Raw genomic sequence first — 16157 nt, forward strand, 5'->3', positions numbered from 1 at the left:
GTGGACGGCATCAAGCCGCATCGGCACCGACCCGCAACCGGTCGTAGGCCTGCATTTCATCGGCATCCAGCGGGATGATGTAAGGCTCGACGGCTTTCTTGAAACTGGTCATCAGGCCGTTTTCGCCCTTCTTCAGGTGGCAATGGCAGAACCAGTCGCTGTCATTGCGCTGCGGATGATCGACCCGGTAGTGGTAAAGCCCCCAGCGACTTTCGGCGCGGAACAGCGAAGCCCTTGCAGCCATTTCCGCACAATCGCGGATCATGCTGACTTCCATGGCGCGCATCAGTTCGTGGGCGTTGTGGGCCTTGATCTGGTCGAGATCGCGCTGGATATCGCTGAAGCGTTGCAGGCCGATTTGCATTTTCTTGGTCACTTTCGGCGGTTGCAGGTAGTCGTTGACGAAGCGACGCAGCTTGTACTCGACCTGAGCCGGTGGCAGACCGTGTTCACGGTCCAGCGGAGCGTAGACCCGTTGCTTTTCGGTTTCGATTTGCTGCGTATCCAGCGCTGAGAACTCGCGGCCAGCGACAAAATCTGCCGCGTTATTGCCCGCAAACCAACCATAGGTGAACGCGCCGAGCATGTAGTTGTGCGGCACCGCCGCCATGTCCCCCGCCGAGTACAAACCCTTGACCGAAGTCTCGGCCTTCTCGTTGACCCACACCCCCGACGCCGAATGCCCGCTGCAAAAACCGATCTCGGAGATATGCATCTCGACCATCTGCGTGCGGTAGTCGGTGCCGCGATTGGCGTGGAATTGGCCGCGACTCGGCCGCTCGTTGCTGTGGAGGATTTCTTCAATGTTCTGGATGGTTTCCTCGGCCAGGTGATCGAGCTTGAGGAACACCGGGCCGTTGCCGCTTTCGAGTTCCTGGTGGAACTCCCACATCATCTGACCGCTCCAGTAGTCGCACTCGATGAAACGCTCGCCCTTGTTGTTGGCGGTATAGCCGCCCAAGGGGCCGGTGACGTAGGCGCAAGCCGGGCCGTTGTAGTCCTTGATCAGCGGGTTGATCTGGAAGCTTTCGAGGTTCGCCAGCTCGGCCCCGGCGTGGTAAGCCATCGCGTAGCCGTCGCCGGCATTGGTCGGGTTTTCGTAGGTACCCATCAGGTAACCCGAGGACGGCAGGCCCAAACGCCCGGCCGCACCGCAGGCGAGGATCACTGCCTTAGCCTTGATCACATGGAAGTCGGCCGTGCGGCAATCGAAGCCCATCACACCGTTGACCGCGCCCTCTTCGTCCGTCAGCAAACGGGTGCAGACCAGGCGATTGGTGATGCTCACCCGCGCCCGCTTCAACTGGCGATAGAGGACTTTCTTGATGTCGTGCCCTTCCGGCATCGGCAGCACATAGGCGCCCATGTGGTGGACCTTTTTCACCGCGTAGTCACCGGTTTCGTCCTTCTCGAATTTCACGCCCCAGCGGTCCAGTTGCTCGATGGTTTCGAAGCTGTGGGTGGCGTAGGCGTAGACCGCCGCCTGGTTGACGATGCCATCGTTGGCGATGGTGATTTCCTTGGTGTACTGCTCCGGCGTGGAGTGGCCGGGGATGATCGCGTTGTTCAGGCCGTCCATGCCCATGCTGATCGCGCCGCTGCGCTTGACGTTGGCCTTGTCGATCAGCAACACCCGCAGATCGCGGTTGCGCTCCTTGGCCTTGATCGCCGCCATGGGGCCAGCGGTGCCGCCGCCGATCACGACGATGTCGTATTCCTGTTCGAGAGTCGTTCGGGTCATGCCTGCGCCCCTTTTTGCCGGTCGATCCGCAGGCGGTACTGGAAAGCATCGCCACGGTAGTAAAGGTGTTCGAAGTCCACGGGCTGGCCGTTTGCATCGTGGGTCAGACGCTCGATGCGCATGATCGGCGAGCCGGGTTCGACGTTCAGCGCTTGGGTCAGGTCGCTGTCGGCCAGTACGGCATCGATGGCCAGGTCGGCGTGACCGAGGGCCAGACCGCAGTCGTTTTCGAGGATCAGGAAGATGTCGCGGGTGACCAGATCAGCCTTCTCCAGCCGTTCGCCAATGGCTTTGGGCAGGTAGGTGATCTCCAGCGATATCGGCTCGCGGTTGATCAAACGCACGCGTTTGATCTGCGCTACGGTCTCGCCTTCAGCAACCTGCAAACGCTCGGCGACCAGTTTGTCGGCGGCAATGAATTTAAAGCTGCGCAGACGGTTGATCACCTCGTAGCCGCGCCCGGTCATGGACTCGGCCAGGCCTTGCAGGGTGCTGACGTTCTGGAAGGTTTTCGGCTTGGCGACGAAGGTGCCTTTGCCGTGGATCTTGAAGATCAAACCTTCCTTTTGCAGATCGCCGAGGGCCTGGCGCACGGTGATGCGGCTGACCTTGAACAGCGCGCCAAGCTCGCTTTCGGAAGGCATCTGGCTGTCTTGCGGGTATTCACCGTCGAGAATGCGCGCGCGAAGCACATCCCTTAGTTGGGTATGCAAAGGAACGCTGTTGAGGGATAGAACGTTATCGGTCATGAGGATCACTTGTCATAACGAGTTATGACGTGATCTTAGAGTTCTAAAGATCGGCTTGAGAAATACTGTTTGAGCATAAGGTTAGAGCCGACAATCAGCCGAGCGCTGAAACACCTGTGGCGAGGGAGCTTGCTCCCGCTCGGCTGCGCAGCAGTCGTAAACCCAATGCACGCGATTTATCAGATGCGGTGCGTTTTGCCGGTTTTGGGGCCGCTTCGCCGCCCAGCGGGAGCAAGCTCCCTCGCCACAAAAGCATGTCAGCCGATGCGCAGTGCACGCAGATCCAGATGACCATCCTTGAGCGGCGGGCACCAGTAATAACCACCGGTAATCGGCCGGCTGATTCGGTACAAACCGTCGGTGACACCGTCTTCCAGACCGCTCATGCGGCGCAACTGGACTTCGAAAGCGTCAAGCGAGAAACCGAACGCAAGGAACATCAGGCCGGCGCGATCGTCTTCGATCCACGGCATCGAACGACGGACGATGAACGCCTCGGGCGCGAAGCTTTCCTGGGCGGTGCGTTTGACGTGGGCGGAGATCGGCGCGTCGTCGAGCTCTTCGTTGTCGCTCAGGCGACGGCCCATGATGTCGTCGGTTTCATGGGACGGCATGGCGTGGAAACCCTTGAGGTCATGCTGCCATTGCTGGATCGCGGCAAAGCTGCCACCGACCATGCCGTCAGCGCCTTCAGCCACCAGCGCGGCAGATTCGGCGGCTTCGTCGCGTGGGTTCTCGGTGCCGTCTTCATAGCCAGTCAGGTCGTGGCCGTCACGGTGGCGAAAGCCTTCTGTCACCTGCACCAAACGAAAGGCCGGCGCCAATGCTGCTTCATAGGCATTGCTGCGATTAAGCAACTCGCCACGGTCCACACCGTGCAACCAGCACCACAGCGCGTGTTGGGTCGACGGGTTATCTACGCCCACGCCAGTCAGCGCCGGGAACGCGCGCAGCCCTTCAATGTTGCCGTCCAGGGCTTTGACCAGGGATTCACCGAAGCCAACCACGGCCGACTTGCCATCCACCAGTTGCATCAATTTGTCTAGCGCGGCCGGCAGTGCCGCAGCGGATTCGAGGGCGAAGAACATATGACGGGCGTGAGGCGGAACGGGGGTGGCGAGAATGCCCGGCTGGTAATGACTCATATGAACTCCTTAAGAAAGTGCGCCAAGTTTAACCGCAGCACCGGCCATTGTCTGGGCTCAGGTCAAAAGTCCGGTTACAAGAACCGGGCAAAGCGGTCTACGCTTGAGGCACAAGATTCAGTTCCTCAACCCCTCTGCCCTGCCTGTCGCCGCTCGATTGACGTAAAAAATCGAGTCATTAAGGCGTATAACCCTTGAAGCGCAATCCAACCAGCACACGGCTGACATCTCACACGGGGTAGCGAAATGACTACAGCGAATATCCTTGGCAACCTGTTTCCCGAGGCCGGCAGCATCCCGGAAAAATACCGGCTCGACGGCCCGACCGAACAGCGTGAATACCTGGTCGATGGCGTCCTGAAAACCTGGCCCGGCCCCCTCGCCCAGGTCCGTAGCCCGGTGTACCTCAGCGGCGCCAACGGCGACGAACAAGTGATCCTGGGCAGCACGCCGCTGCTGGACGCGGAAACCGCATTGACCGCCCTCGACGCCGCCGTGCGTGCCTATGACCGCGGCCAGGGTTTGTGGCCGACCATGCGCGTGGCCGAGCGAATCCAGCATGTCGAAACCTTCCTCAAGCACATGCGCGAACAGCGCGAGGCGGTGGTCAAGTTGCTGATGTGGGAAATCGGCAAGAACCTCAAGGACTCGGAGAAAGAGTTCGACCGCACCTGCGATTACATCGTCGACACCATCAACGCCCTCAAGGAACTCGACCGCCGCTCCAGCCGTTTCGAGCTGGAGCAGGACACCCTCGGCCAGATCCGTCGCGTACCACTGGGCGTGGCGTTGTGCATGGGCCCTTACAACTACCCGCTGAACGAAACCTTCACCACGCTGATCCCGGCACTGATCATGGGCAACACCGTGGTGTTCAAACCGGCGAAACTCGGCGTGCTGCTGATCCGGCCACTGCTGGAAGCGTTTCGCGACAGCTTCCCGGCCGGGGTGATCAACGTGATCTATGGCAGCGGTCGCGAGACCGTCAGCGCGCTGATGGCCAGCGGCAAGATCGATATTTTTGCGTTTATCGGCACCAACAAGGCTGCCAGCGACCTGAAGAAACTCCATCCAAAACCTCACCGCTTGCGCGCGGCACTGGGCCTGGATGCAAAGAACCCCGGCATCGTCCTGCCGGAGGTGGATCTGGACAACGCGGTCAACGAAGCGGTCACCGGTTCTCTGTCGTTCAACGGCCAGCGCTGCACGGCGTTGAAAATACTCTTTGTCCATGAAGACGTTGTTGACGCCTTCATCGAAAAATTCAACGCCAAACTCGCCACGCTCAAACCCGGCATGCCGTGGGACAGCGGCGTGGCCCTGACGCCGCTGCCGGAGTCGAGCAAGGTCGATTACCTGCACGCGCTGGTGGCGGACGCCATCGGCAAAGGCGCAAAAGTGGTGAACCCCAACGGTGGCGAAGCCCGCGCATCTTTTTTCTACCCGGCGGTGTTGTACCCAGTGAACCCACAGATGCGCGTCTACCAGGAAGAACAGTTCGGTCCGGTGGTGCCGATCGTGCCGTATCGGCATCTGGACACCGTCATCGATTACGTCCTGGAATCTGACTTCGGCCAGCAGTTGAGCATCTTCGGCACCAATCCCGTGGCGGTTGGCCGATTGGTCGACACCTTCGCCAATCAGGTCGGACGAATCAACCTCAACGCCCAGTGCCAGCGCGGCCCTGACACCTATCCGTTCAACGGCCGCAAAAACTCCGCCGAGGGCACCTTGTCGGTGCATGACGCGTTGCGGGTGTTTTCAATTCGGACATTGGTGGCGACCAAGTTCCAGGAGACCAACAAGGACCTGATCAGCGAAATCATCAGCGGTCGTAGTTCGAGTTTCCTGACCACCGATTACATCTTCTGAGGAGACCAGGCCTGAACACATCGACAGCTCATCGCCTGCCACCGTTAATGCGCCGGCTACTGCGTCCGTTGCTGGACCCGTACCGGCGCTATCGCCACGCCAAAGTGATCCACGCGGTACGGGTATCGCTCGGATTGCTCGCCTCTATCCTGCTGACCACCGGCATCCACCTGCCCCACGGTGAGTGGGCGTCGGTGACGATGCTCGTGGTCATCGGCGGTTTGCAGCATCACGGCAATATCGGCAAAAAAGCTGCTGAGCGGGCCATCGGCACCTTGGTCGGGGCGGCAATCGGATTGGCGTTGGTGGTGCAACAGGCCTGGCTCGGAATGCCTTGGTTGACCTATTTCGCCATGGCGGTGATTTGCGGATTTTTCTCCTACCATGCCATCGGCAAGGGTGGCTATACCGCGCTGCTGGCCGGCATTACCGTGTTCATCGTCGCGGGCCACGGTGACAATCAGGTGTCTGACGGACTGTGGCGCGGGGTCGATATCCTGATCGGCATTGCCTTGGCCCTGGCGTTTTCCTTCGCCCTGCCGCTCTACGCGGTCTATTCCTGGCGCTACAACCTGGCCGATGCCTTGCGTGATTGCGCGACGGTGTACGGGCGGATCATCAACGGCCAACCCGTCACCGCCGATGAACACCTCAAGCTCATGGGACGGCTGAATACGGTGATGGTGCAGCTACGGTCGCTGATGCCGTCAGTGTCCAAGGAAGTGAAGATTTCCATGACCGAACTTGATGCCATTCAGCGTCACTTGCGCATGTGCGTCAGCACGCTGGAGATTCTTGGCAACACTCGACCTGACGCCAATGACCCCGAGGCCATGGCGCGTCTGCAATCTGAATTGAAGGCGGAACATCGGTTGATTCGGGTGCAACTGATCGGCATGGCCCGGGCGCTGAAGTCCGGCTCGTTCCAGCGACTCAGTCGCCCCATGGAACTGCCGGACTCCACGTTGGACGCGCCGATCTACAACCCGCTGGACGGCTATCGACTGTTGATCCGCCAATTGGCCAGCAACATCGGTGAGATGCGCCAGCGACTGGCGAAGACTGCGCCCCGCTGGAACATCTGACACCTGTTTACTGGGTAATCGAGCGACGAAACTTCAGGCTCCAACCCTGTTGCATGCCGGCCGCCGCCAACAGGATCGCCGCTACGCCGATCCATTGCAGCGGCTCCAGGTGATGGCCAAAGGCGAACCAGTCGACGAAAATCGCTGCGATCGGGTAGATGAACGACAACGCCCCGGTCAATGCCGTCGGCAGTTTCTGGATCGCGCCGTACAGCAACACATACATCACGCCGGTGTGGACGATCCCCAACGTCACCAGGCTGGCCCAGGCACTCGGCGCTTGCGGCAATGCCGAAAAGTGCGCGAATGGCGCGAGCAACAACACGCCGGTGCTGACCTGAATCAGGGCGATCAGGTGCGGCGGTGTGCCGGTCAGGCGTTTGATGATCAACGCGGCAATGGCGTAAAGGAAAGCAGCGCCCAGCGCCAGAACAATGCCGATCAGGTACTCGTTGCCACTCTCGCCCTGCCCGCCATGGGCACTGACAATCGCCAGCATCCCAAGAAATGAAACACCCAGCCAGGCCAGTTTCTGCAAGGTGATTTTCTCGTTGAGGAACACCGCGGCCAGTCCCACCAGCATGAAGGGCTGCACGTTATAAACCGCCGTGCCGATGGCAATCGAAGCGCGCGAATAAGAGGCGAACAACAGCACCCAGTTGCCGACAATCGCCACGCCGCTGAGCACGGCCAGCAGGAAGGTGGTTCGGGTCAGAATGCCAGGGCGCAGGAAACCGAATGCCGCACATATCAGCAGCAAAGTGCCGGCGCCGAACAGGCAGCGCCAGAACACCACATCCAGCACCGGTTGCCCGGACACCAGCACGAACCAGCCAATGGTCCCGGAAATCAGCATGGCGGCGGTCATTTCGAATGAGCCGCGACGTATTGTCTTGTCCATCTTCAGACTCCTCTGTTTATGGGCAAAGTATGCCAATCAGCCGAGGGGCTTCTCCAGCGCAAAAAGCAGGCTAAACTCGGTATCTGCCTTTATTGCGAAGGCTATTTTGAAAAATTGCCTAATAGAGGTTTTCGTCATGACCGATGATATCGACCAAGTGCTGATCACTGCATTGATGGAAGACTCACGGCGCTCGCTCAAGGCCCTGGCGCAAATCAGCGGCCTGTCGTCGCCCAGCGTTGCCGAGCGCCTGCGTCGCCTGGAAGAACGTGGCGTGCTCAAGGGGTACACCGTCGAGATCGATGCCAAGTGCTTTGGCTATCAGCTCCAGGCCATCGTGCGCATCCGCCCGCTGCCGGGCCAGTTGCAGGAAGTGGAACGGCAGATTCAGGCCATCCCGGAATTCACCGAGTGCGACAAAGTGACGGGCGACGACTGCTTCATCGCGCGCCTGCATGTGCGTTCCATGGAACAGTTGGACACCCTGCTCGACCGCCTCAACACCCACGCTGAAACCAACACGGCAATCGTCAAGAAAACCCCGGTGAAACGGCGGTTGCCGCCGATGGCGTAGCGGCCGTACCCAAACCAATGAACGAAAAAAACCCGCCGAAGCGGGTTTTTTTACTCATGGCCGACGATCAGTCGTCGCGGCTCATAATGCCGAACAGCTGCAACAAGCTGATGAACAGGTTGTAGATCGATACATACAGGCTGATGGTCGCCATGATGTAGTTGCGCTCGCCGCCGTGAATGATGGCGCTGGTCTGGAACAGAATGCAGACCGAGGAAAACAGCACGAAACCTGCGCTGATCGCCAGTTGCAGGCCGCTGATCTGGAAGAAGAAGCTCGCCAGCGTCGCACCCAGCAGCACGAAGAAACCTGCAGTGATGAAACCACCGAGGAAGCTCATGTCCTTGCGGGTGATCAGTACGTAGGCCGACAAGCCGCCGAACACCAGTGCCGTCATCGCGAATGCCGAGCTGACGACTTCAGCGCCGCCCTGCATGCCCAGGTAACGGTTGAGGATCGGGCCGAGCAGGAAACCCATGAAACCGGTCAGGGCAAATGCCGACACCAGGCCCCAGGCGGAATCACGGAGTTTGTTGGTGAGGAAGAAAAGACCGTAGAAGCCGATCAGCACCACGAAAATATTCGGGTAGCCAACACGCATCTGCTGGGCAACGAAAGCCATTACACCGCTGAATGCGAGGGTCAGGGCGAGCAAGCCGTATGTGTTGCGCAGGACGCGGCTAACCTCTAGCTGCTCAGCCTGCACGCTGTTATTAACTGCGTAATCCTGTTCGCGCATGGCGACACTCCTGTTGGTTTGAAACGTTCAGTCGCAAAGATCATAACAGACGCTCTGTAACAAGCTATGCAGAGAGTTTGACAGTGTGTTTCATTCAGGTATTATGGCGCCCGCAACGCAAACGGAGGTGTGGCCGAGTGGTTTAAGGCAACGGTCTTGAAAACCGTCGACTGTAACAGGTCCATGAGTTCGAATCCCATCGCCTCCGCCATCTTTATACGACAAAGCCCTGATTATTCAGGGCTTTGTCGTTTCTGGCTTTCAACAAAACCTTAAAGCCCCTACTTCAGCCCATGCCTTGGAAAAAACCCTTTTTTCGACGAGAGGCAGGCCCTTGGGCGAGTTCATGTCATCGCCCCGCCAACCCTCATCAGGGTTGCTGGAACTGGTAGATCGTTACAACGCAGAAACCGTGCCTGGCGATTCAGACTGCTCATATCGCCTGAGTAACCATATTGAGTTTGCGAAGACTTCGCCTTTATCGAACCCCTTCCCCCGCGATAGGTCTGCTCCTGTATCACTCCTCGGAAATAATCCAATGTCCGCTCAACACACCCTTGTCGTACTCGCTCGGGGCGGATATGCCGCTCGAGGTGTTCTGTATCTGATCATTGGTATCTTCGCTCTGCTGGCGGCTCAGGACTCGACAAGACCGAAGGACAGTCACAAAAGCCTCGAGGCGTTGTTAAGCCAGCCATTCGGATATGTCCTGGTCGGGCTAGTGGTGGCGGGTTTGCTGGCCTTCGCCGGGTGGCGAGTGCTGCAAGCGATTCGCGACGTCGATCATCACGGTACGAAGCTGAAGGGGTTGGTGATTCGTGCAGGTTTATTGGCGGGAGGTTTGGTTAACGGTGCTCTTGCGTTTTTTGCATTGGGCCTACTCATCACCGGCGTCAGGAGTTCAGGCAATTCCGGAGGTGGGGAGACAAAGGATTTACTGGCGCATCTTTTATCCTGGGATCACTCAAACGTGGTGGTCTACCTCGTGGCGCTAGTCCCATTAGGTGTGGGCATTGCTCACATCATCAAGGGATGGAAGGCGTCGTTCGAGAAGTACTTCGAGGCTGACGAAGATGTGATGCGTTACATACGCCCGGTATCTCGATTTGGACTCATAGCCCGAGGCGTGGTGTTTATTGAGATAGCCCTGCTACTGGCGATCAGCGGCTCCCGTTATCAAGCTACCGATCCACCTGGCATGAAAGAAGCCCTTGATGCGCTCCAGAACCTGCCAGCCGGGGCCTTGATTTTGATGGTGATGGCTCTTGGGTTGATCGCCTTTTCGGTTTACAGCTTTGCCGAAGCCGCCTGGCGCAAAATAAACATGGATGTGCCTGGGGTACCGCAATCTTAGTCGCTACCAGATGCTGGTGAAGGAAGGCTCGCCGGATGGTGCTGGATTCCAGGAAAAACGTCTGGATTTTTGGCTTCAGACTGAACGATCCGATTCGGGCAACAATCAGATATTGATGAATTGCCTGTTTTCGTCAGCAAACCAGTGTGAGGAGGTTTTATGAGCGCTCAGCCAATTGAGTACTATTTCGAGATCTACGAGGTGTCTTTCACTAATGCCCCAGTTTGGAGCGCTCAAGCAACAACGCCCTTCCCAGCTGTGTCGATAGGTGACCGTTTCAATCTTCTAGGCCTTGAAGTTGCAAGAGACAGAACTGCCTCCGAGGAGGAGGAATATCGAGTCGTAGACATCGACCATGTTTTTTCGGATGCCGAAGGCAAACTTGCTTACAAAACCAGGGTGAAACTGATGCTGACACACCGCAACCAAGTTTATTGAGGGTGAATCCGCATTAGCTGGATTGATCGACGACCTTAATCTGCGTCAGCCCTACTCGTTCAGCCTGCTCTAGGATCTCAACTGTCGTGGCGTCCGCATTGGGCATCATCAGGCTGTTCTCTCCGTCCCCAAAGTGCAGTTGGAGCAGGTGCATCGCCGCCTCATGCAAAGGCAACCGAGTCTGCTCGAGTTCAAAAATGTGTGTACGGGGCTCGCCGTTGAACAGGTATTCCAGGATGAATTTGCACATATTGTGTTCCTTGTTATGAGAGAAGTGCGCCTGTCATCCCATTGCCTTCGCATCCCACAGGATCACACGTGTCGCCTCGCGCATGAATATTTCGACGGTTTTTGGGCCAATGCCTTCAAAAGCGATAAGCCGTTTCTCGAAATCCTGACGATCAACACTCGCGTCTACGATATTGCTCACCTTTCCTGCATATTCATTGTTGAGTTTTTCAGCCAAGGCCAACAGACGTGCTGAAGTGGTTTCGTCGTAGCGTACATAGTGCGCCTCGCCCAACATAGCGACGAGCTCGCGATGGGTACAGTGGCCAAGCTTGTGTGGGGTGTCACGCTGATGCTTATCGACAATCACTCGATAAGCCTCAGCGGCAATCTGGGCCTGAATCCTTTTGCCCATTAAAAAACTGGCGACCAACCATTTGAACAAGCCCTGTTCATTCGCGTTTTCCAGGTCGATCTTCAAATCGAGTGCACTGATAATTTTGTGCATTGAACCTTCCCCTGATGACCTGGAATCGCGCGTTATGCAGACAGCCGGCTGATATGCATCGACTCGATGTCAGGCACCTCTTACTTCTTGTGCGGTAGCACCGCGCCGAATACCTGCTTGGCGGTTTGCACGATCACCCCGGCTTCGTTCGGATCGCCCTTGAGCAAAGTCGTGGCAAACTTCCTGGCCTGTTCGAGCTTGATGTGTGGCGGCAACGGAGGAACGTCGGGGTCGGTCTTGAACTCGATCAGCACCGGAACCTCCGAAGCCAGCGCCTGTTCCCAGGCGGCGGCAACGTCTTCCTCGCGGTCGACGAAAATCCCTTTCAGCCCAATCGAAATTGCGAACAGGTGGTACGGCACGTCCGGGATGCTTTGCGAAGCCTCGAACTTGGGATCGCCCTCCATCACCCGTTGCTCCCAGGTGACCTGATTGAGGTCTTCGTTGTTAAACACCGCGCAGATCCATTTCGGGCTTTCCCACTGGCGCCAGTATTTGGCGACGGTGATCAGCTCGGCCATGTTGTTCATCTGCATGGCGCCGTCTCCCACCAGCGCAATCACCTGGCGCTCGGGAAACGCAAACTTCGCCGCAATCGCATAGGGTACCGCAGCGCCCATCGAGGCCAATCCGCCGGAAAGCGAGCACTTCATGCCGCGACGAATTTTCAGGTCGCGGGCATACCAGTTAGCACACGAACCGGAGTCACTGGTGATGATCGCCCGCTCCGGCAAGCGGGGTGACAACTCGTAGACCACCCGTTGTGGGTTGATCGGTTTGGCTTTGGCCATGGCGCGTTTTTCCAGGGTCTTCTCCCAACTACCGCGCCAGCCTTCGACTTTTTTTCGCCATTTTCGCTCGGTTTTCTGTTCGAGCAACGGCAGCAATGCGGCCAGTGTCTCTGCAGCATCGCCGACCAGGTTGACCTCCATGGGATAACGCAAGCTGAGCATGTCCGGTTGCAAGTCGATCTGCACGCCGCGCGCCTGCCCTTCTTTGGGCAAGAACTCGGAATATGGAAAGCCCGAGCCGATCATCAGCAAGGTGTCGCATTCGGTCATCAGCTTGTAGCTGGGTTCAGTGCCGAGCAAACCGATACTGCCGGTGACCCACGGCAAATCGTCGGGCAGTGCAGCTTTACCGAGCAAGGCCTTCGCCACCCCGGCGCCAAGCTTTTCCGCCACCGCAATCACTTGATCGGTAGCCTGCAGCGCGCCGGCACCCACCAGGATCGCGACCTTTTGACCCGCGTTCAAAACATCTGCCGCACGCTGCAGATCCGCCTCGTATGGCACCACTTTCGGCTTGCTGTAACCCACCCCTGAATGCGCGGTGCCATGGGCTCTGGCCGGCGCTTCATACTCAAGATCTTGCACATCATTGGGCAGAATGATTGCCGTGACGCGCCGTTCGCCGATGGCGGTGCGCACTGCGCGGTCGATCAAGTGTCGTACTTGTGCCGGTGCCGAAGCTTGCTGGACAAAAGCTCCGGCGACATCCTTGAACATCGACAACAAGTCGAGTTCTTGCTGGTAGTGGCTGCCCAGCGCCGTGCGGGCCTGCTGGCCGACGATGGCCAACACTGGCATGTGATCCATCCGGGCGTCATAAAGGCCGGTGATCAGGTGCGATGCGCCTGGTCCCGAAGTGGCAATGCACACGCCCAACTCACCGGTAAACTTGGCATGCGCCGACGCCATGAAGGCGGCCATTTCCTCATGCCTGGCCTGAACGAATTCAATCTTTCCCTTGGCCCGGCTCAGCGCTCCGAACACGCCATTGATGCCGTCCCCTGGATAACCAAAAATCCGGGTCACACCCCATTCGCTAAGCCGTTCAATCAGAAAATCGCCAACTGTTGTCGTCATGTCGTCCTCGACTTCTACCCGTGCATCAAGCCTCTCCGACAGAACATCCCGTCGGAACGTGTAAGGGTCTGGACACTTGGGTGCAGATCGAAGTTCTGCCGGATGTCAGTCACGATTCACCCGAACCTTCCCGCTAAAGACGCTAAAGCCATAGGTGTTGTAGATGAGCGTTACCGGAATCAACACGGCGAAACCGACCAGCATGAACATCTGGCTCTTGGGACTTGAGGCAGCAGCCTGCAAGGTCAGCTGCGGCGGCACGATCATTGGAAAGAGCGCTGCGATCATCAACACAAACGCCAGGATGAAAACACCCAATGCGCAGAACAGTGGCAGAAAATGTCGACGACTGCGAAACCCCAAGGCAAAGGCAACAAGCAGAGCAACCAGTAGCGTCATGGCCGGCATCCACACAAGTCGATCTGAAAGCCGTTGCGCATAGCGAGTGTCCAGTGTCGCGGTCCATGCAACCAACACGATCAACAACACTACGGTCACGGCAGCCAGTATCTTCGCCTGCAAGCTGGATCGCAGGTGAAGTTCGCCCACGGTGCGCCAATAGAGCCAACAAGCCCCCAACCACGTATACCCCACCACGAGCACTGCACCACAAAACAGTGGGAACAGGTTGAGCCACTCCGCGCCATCACCCCTGTATTGGCCGCCATGATTCGGTACGCCTTGTACGAGAGTTCCCAAGACGATTCCTTGAGTTCCGCCAGCGAGCACTGAACCGCACAACAACAATCCATCGACCAAACGCTTGATACGATTGCCAGGCGCGTAATCACGAAACTCCAACGCAACCGCGCGCAGAATCAGCGCCAAAAACATCAAGATAAAAGGCAAATAAAGCGCCGGAAGCAGGATGGCGTAAGCCAACGGGAACAACGCCAGCAAGCCACCACCTCCCAGCACCAGCCAGGTTTCGTTGGCATCCCAGATCGGCAAGATTGTCACGGCCATGGCCCGCCGTTCCTTGCCGCATCGCGTCAGGCCCATCAGCACACCAACGCCCAAATCGGTGCCGTCGAGCAGCACATAGTTCATCACCGAGAAAGCCAGGGCTCCAGCAGAAAGCAGAACTATCCAGTCAGTGTCCACGATGGATTCAGCTCCTCAGGATTGCCCTGTCTCGTCCGCCAACGTTGGTTGCGGTCCGGCTTCATCGTTGCGCGGTGGCTCGCGCAGAATTCGCAGCAGCACCCAGAGCCCGATACCGAAGATCAGCAGGTAAAACACCAGGATCGTCCAGGTTGCGCCAATCACCTGCTGGCGCGACACCGACGACAAACTGTCGGCTGTGCGCAGCAATCCATAGACGGTGAAAGGTTGGCGGCCTACCTCTGTCACTACCCAGCCACAAAGCATCGCGAGGAATCCAGCCGGGGCCATCAGCACGCATCCGCGCAGCATCCAACGCGCGGTGAACACCCTATGGCGCCAGCGCAACACCATACTGGTCAGCCCCTGCCCCACCATCAACAGCCCCAGACCCACCATGAAACGAAACGCGAAAAACACAATCGGCACTGGTGGAGTGTTTTCGGGAGGGAATTCATCGAGCGCAGCGATGGTGCCCGTCAGATCGTGCCGCAGGTACAACGAGCCCACACGTGGAATCGCCAATTCCCAATGATTGCGTCGTTCGGTCATATCGGGAATCGCAAACACGCGCAACGGTTCACCCGCGCCATCCGGTGGACGCGTCCAAGAGCCTTCAATCGCGGCAACCTTCAGAGGTTGTACCTTGAGGCTGTGTTGTCCGTGCAAATCACCCACCACGATTTGCAGAGGAGCGAGCACAACGATCATCCACAACGCCATGGAAAACTGAAGACGTGCTCTGGGATGTTGCGGCTGCCGCAATAGTTGCCAGGCGCTAATACCGGCCACCAGGGTGGCGGTGCCCAGAAACGCCGCCAGCGTCATGTGGGCCAGGCGATAGGGAAACGATGGATTGAAAATGATTGCCCACCAATCCTCGGCCATGAAACGGCCATCGGTACCGATGGAGTACCCGGCGGGAGTCTGCATCCAGGAATTGGCCGACAGGATCCAGAACGCGCTGATCAATGAACCCATGGCAACCGCACAGGTGGCGAAGAAATGCAGACGAGGTCCGACTTTCTTCATGCCGAACAACATGATGCCCAGGAATCCCGCCTCCAGAAAAAAGGCGGCGAGCACTTCGTAGAACATCAATGGGCCCAGGACATCGCCCGCCTGGGTGGAGAGTCGCGACCAGTTGAGTCCGAACTGGTACTCCAGAATCAGACCCGACGCCGTGCCTACGGCCACGTTGAGGGCAAATATCTTCAGCCAGTAGAGGTAAACATCCAGATAGATTTTTTGCCCGCGCCACAGCCAGAGACCTTCCAGCACCATCAGAAAGTTGGCCAATCCGATGCTGAGCGCGGCCAACACAATATGAAAACTGATGGTGATCGCAAACTGAGCACGCGCGGCCATCAGCGCCGAATCAAAGGCGTCCATGCCCTCAAGGCTCTAACGGGATGACAGAAATCTTGCCGTTGCGTTCCAGGATCGCAAACTTGATCTGGTCAATGGTTTCTATGCCCTGGCTTGAGCGGGCCGCCTCCATCACATCGGCTTCGACCAGCCGGGCATGCCGTAGGCGCTTACTTAAAAGCTTTCCGTTTTCAACGATGATGGTAGGACCGCCATCAATGAGTTTGGACACCCAGTCTGAGCGTTGCTTGAGCAGTGAAAGGCCGACATCGATGGCGATTAACGTGACGATAACCAGGACGGAATTCGTGAGGGAAAAGTCATCCCCCAGCAATGCCTGCTGCGTGGCTTCGCCAATGATCATCAACAACACAAAGTCAAATGTCGTCAGTTCCGCCAACGAACGCCTGCCGGCGATCTTGAACAGCACCATCAAGACCAGATACATCGCGAAGGCACGCAATACCGAATCCATATATCACC

The 16157-nt window shown here is 57.8% G+C and carries 16 protein-coding genes and 1 tRNA gene; 6 read left to right on the plus strand and 11 right to left on the minus strand.

Going from position 1 to position 16157, the window contains the following annotated elements:
* Positions 1-10 precede the first annotated feature (10 nt).
* The 3 genes from KGB21_RS06790 to KGB21_RS06800 form a co-directional block, all read right to left on the minus strand.
* Positions 11-1741: a fumarate reductase/succinate dehydrogenase flavoprotein subunit gene (locus KGB21_RS06790; RefSeq protein ID WP_223504386.1), complete on the minus strand. Its 1731-nt coding sequence runs from the start codon at positions 1739-1741 to the stop codon at positions 11-13.
* A complete protein-coding gene (locus KGB21_RS06795; protein ID WP_223504388.1) occupies positions 1738-2490 on the minus strand; it encodes a GntR family transcriptional regulator in 753 nt (250 codons plus the stop codon). Before KGB21_RS06795 ends, KGB21_RS06790 begins: the two co-directional genes overlap by 4 nt.
* 257 nt (positions 2491-2747) lie before the next feature.
* Complete coding sequence (locus tag KGB21_RS06800; RefSeq protein WP_223504389.1) at positions 2748-3635, minus strand: Dyp-type peroxidase; 888 nt, start codon at positions 3633-3635, stop codon at positions 2748-2750.
* 246 nt (positions 3636-3881) lie between these two features.
* Between KGB21_RS06800 and KGB21_RS06805 the strand changes: the two genes are divergently transcribed.
* Together KGB21_RS06805 and KGB21_RS06810 are read left to right on the plus strand one after the other, a co-directional pair.
* Positions 3882-5507: an NADP-dependent glyceraldehyde-3-phosphate dehydrogenase gene (locus tag KGB21_RS06805; protein ID WP_223504391.1), complete on the plus strand. Its 1626-nt coding sequence runs from the start codon at positions 3882-3884 to the stop codon at positions 5505-5507.
* A 47-nt stretch (positions 5508-5554) separates the two neighbouring features.
* Positions 5555-6592 (plus strand): FUSC family protein, encoded by a 1038-nt coding sequence (locus KGB21_RS06810; protein WP_034147215.1) that lies wholly within the window; start codon positions 5555-5557, stop codon positions 6590-6592.
* A gap of 7 nt (positions 6593-6599) precedes the next feature.
* Here KGB21_RS06810 and KGB21_RS06815 read toward each other — a convergent pair whose 3' ends face one another.
* Complete coding sequence (locus KGB21_RS06815) at positions 6600-7493, minus strand: DMT family transporter (RefSeq protein WP_223504393.1); 894 nt, start codon at positions 7491-7493, stop codon at positions 6600-6602.
* A gap of 136 nt (positions 7494-7629) precedes the next feature.
* On the opposite strand from KGB21_RS06815, the gene KGB21_RS06820 reads away from it, so the two are divergent.
* Positions 7630-8067: an Lrp/AsnC family transcriptional regulator gene (locus tag KGB21_RS06820; RefSeq protein WP_034147217.1), complete on the plus strand. Its 438-nt coding sequence runs from the start codon at positions 7630-7632 to the stop codon at positions 8065-8067.
* Positions 8068-8134: 67 nt separating this feature from the next.
* Here KGB21_RS06820 and KGB21_RS06825 read toward each other — a convergent pair whose 3' ends face one another.
* A complete protein-coding gene (locus tag KGB21_RS06825; RefSeq protein ID WP_034147218.1) occupies positions 8135-8806 on the minus strand; it encodes a Bax inhibitor-1/YccA family protein in 672 nt (223 codons plus the stop codon).
* Between the two features lie 123 nt (positions 8807-8929).
* Between KGB21_RS06825 and KGB21_RS06830 the strand changes: the two genes are divergently transcribed.
* From KGB21_RS06830 to KGB21_RS06840, 3 genes are all read left to right on the plus strand, one after another.
* Positions 8930-9017 (plus strand) — tRNA-Ser (locus KGB21_RS06830).
* A 327-nt stretch (positions 9018-9344) separates the two neighbouring features.
* The gene (locus KGB21_RS06835) at positions 9345-10160 is read left to right on the plus strand and encodes a DUF1206 domain-containing protein (RefSeq protein ID WP_223504395.1); all 816 of its coding nucleotides are present in this window, start codon (positions 9345-9347) and stop codon (positions 10158-10160) included.
* Between the two features lie 159 nt (positions 10161-10319).
* Positions 10320-10598: a hypothetical protein gene (locus KGB21_RS06840; RefSeq protein ID WP_223504397.1), complete on the plus strand. Its 279-nt coding sequence runs from the start codon at positions 10320-10322 to the stop codon at positions 10596-10598.
* Between the two features lie 13 nt (positions 10599-10611).
* Here the strand turns inward: KGB21_RS06840 and KGB21_RS06845 are convergent, their stop codons facing one another.
* From KGB21_RS06845 to KGB21_RS06870, 6 genes are all read right to left on the minus strand, one after another.
* The gene (locus KGB21_RS06845) at positions 10612-10848 is read right to left on the minus strand and encodes a hypothetical protein (RefSeq protein ID WP_223504398.1); all 237 of its coding nucleotides are present in this window, start codon (positions 10846-10848) and stop codon (positions 10612-10614) included.
* 33 nt (positions 10849-10881) lie between these two features.
* Positions 10882-11334 carry a DNA methylase gene (locus KGB21_RS06850; RefSeq protein WP_223504400.1) on the minus strand — a complete coding sequence of 151 codons (453 nt, stop codon included), beginning with the start codon at positions 11332-11334 and terminating at the stop codon, positions 10882-10884.
* An 80-nt stretch (positions 11335-11414) separates the two neighbouring features.
* A complete protein-coding gene (locus KGB21_RS06855; protein ID WP_223504402.1) occupies positions 11415-13202 on the minus strand; it encodes a thiamine pyrophosphate-requiring protein in 1788 nt (595 codons plus the stop codon).
* Positions 13203-13307: 105 nt separating this feature from the next.
* Positions 13308-14306, minus strand: a complete 999-nt coding sequence (cydB, locus tag KGB21_RS06860) for a cytochrome d ubiquinol oxidase subunit II (RefSeq protein WP_223504403.1) — start codon at positions 14304-14306, stop codon at positions 13308-13310.
* A gap of 15 nt (positions 14307-14321) precedes the next feature.
* The gene (locus KGB21_RS06865) at positions 14322-15698 is read right to left on the minus strand and encodes a cytochrome ubiquinol oxidase subunit I (protein ID WP_223504405.1); all 1377 of its coding nucleotides are present in this window, start codon (positions 15696-15698) and stop codon (positions 14322-14324) included.
* A 4-nt stretch (positions 15699-15702) separates the two neighbouring features.
* The gene (locus KGB21_RS06870) at positions 15703-16149 is read right to left on the minus strand and encodes a DUF421 domain-containing protein (protein ID WP_034147226.1); all 447 of its coding nucleotides are present in this window, start codon (positions 16147-16149) and stop codon (positions 15703-15705) included.
* Positions 16150-16157 lie beyond the last annotated feature (8 nt).

Source organism: Pseudomonas sp. GL-RE-29 (genome assembly GCF_019947275.1).
Lineage (GTDB): Bacteria > Pseudomonadota > Gammaproteobacteria > Pseudomonadales > Pseudomonadaceae > Aquipseudomonas > Aquipseudomonas fluorescens_A.

What these genes read in the sequence shown, in the direction of transcription:
- KGB21_RS06790 (WP_223504386.1), bottom strand. Translation starts at nt 1,741, where the DNA reads ATGACCCGAACGACTCTCGAACAGGAATACGACATCGTCGTGATCGGC.
- KGB21_RS06795 (WP_223504388.1), bottom strand. Translation starts at nt 2,490, where the DNA reads ATGACCGATAACGTTCTATCCCTCAACAGCGTTCCTTTGCATACCCAA.
- KGB21_RS06800 (WP_223504389.1), bottom strand. Translation starts at nt 3,635, where the DNA reads ATGAGTCATTACCAGCCGGGCATTCTCGCCACCCCCGTTCCGCCTCAC.
- KGB21_RS06805 (WP_223504391.1), top strand. Translation starts at nt 3,882, where the DNA reads ATGACTACAGCGAATATCCTTGGCAACCTGTTTCCCGAGGCCGGCAGC.
- KGB21_RS06810 (WP_034147215.1), top strand. Translation starts at nt 5,555, where the DNA reads ATGCGCCGGCTACTGCGTCCGTTGCTGGACCCGTACCGGCGCTATCGC.
- KGB21_RS06815 (WP_223504393.1), bottom strand. Translation starts at nt 7,493, where the DNA reads ATGGACAAGACAATACGTCGCGGCTCATTCGAAATGACCGCCGCCATG.
- KGB21_RS06820 (WP_034147217.1), top strand. Translation starts at nt 7,630, where the DNA reads ATGACCGATGATATCGACCAAGTGCTGATCACTGCATTGATGGAAGAC.
- KGB21_RS06825 (WP_034147218.1), bottom strand. Translation starts at nt 8,806, where the DNA reads ATGCGCGAACAGGATTACGCAGTTAATAACAGCGTGCAGGCTGAGCAG.
- KGB21_RS06835 (WP_223504395.1), top strand. Translation starts at nt 9,345, where the DNA reads ATGTCCGCTCAACACACCCTTGTCGTACTCGCTCGGGGCGGATATGCC.
- KGB21_RS06840 (WP_223504397.1), top strand. Translation starts at nt 10,320, where the DNA reads ATGAGCGCTCAGCCAATTGAGTACTATTTCGAGATCTACGAGGTGTCT.
- KGB21_RS06845 (WP_223504398.1), bottom strand. Translation starts at nt 10,848, where the DNA reads ATGTGCAAATTCATCCTGGAATACCTGTTCAACGGCGAGCCCCGTACA.
- KGB21_RS06850 (WP_223504400.1), bottom strand. Translation starts at nt 11,334, where the DNA reads ATGCACAAAATTATCAGTGCACTCGATTTGAAGATCGACCTGGAAAAC.
- KGB21_RS06855 (WP_223504402.1), bottom strand. Translation starts at nt 13,202, where the DNA reads ATGACGACAACAGTTGGCGATTTTCTGATTGAACGGCTTAGCGAATGG.
- KGB21_RS06865 (WP_223504405.1), bottom strand. Translation starts at nt 15,698, where the DNA reads ATGGACGCCTTTGATTCGGCGCTGATGGCCGCGCGTGCTCAGTTTGCG.
- KGB21_RS06870 (WP_034147226.1), bottom strand. Translation starts at nt 16,149, where the DNA reads ATGGATTCGGTATTGCGTGCCTTCGCGATGTATCTGGTCTTGATGGTG.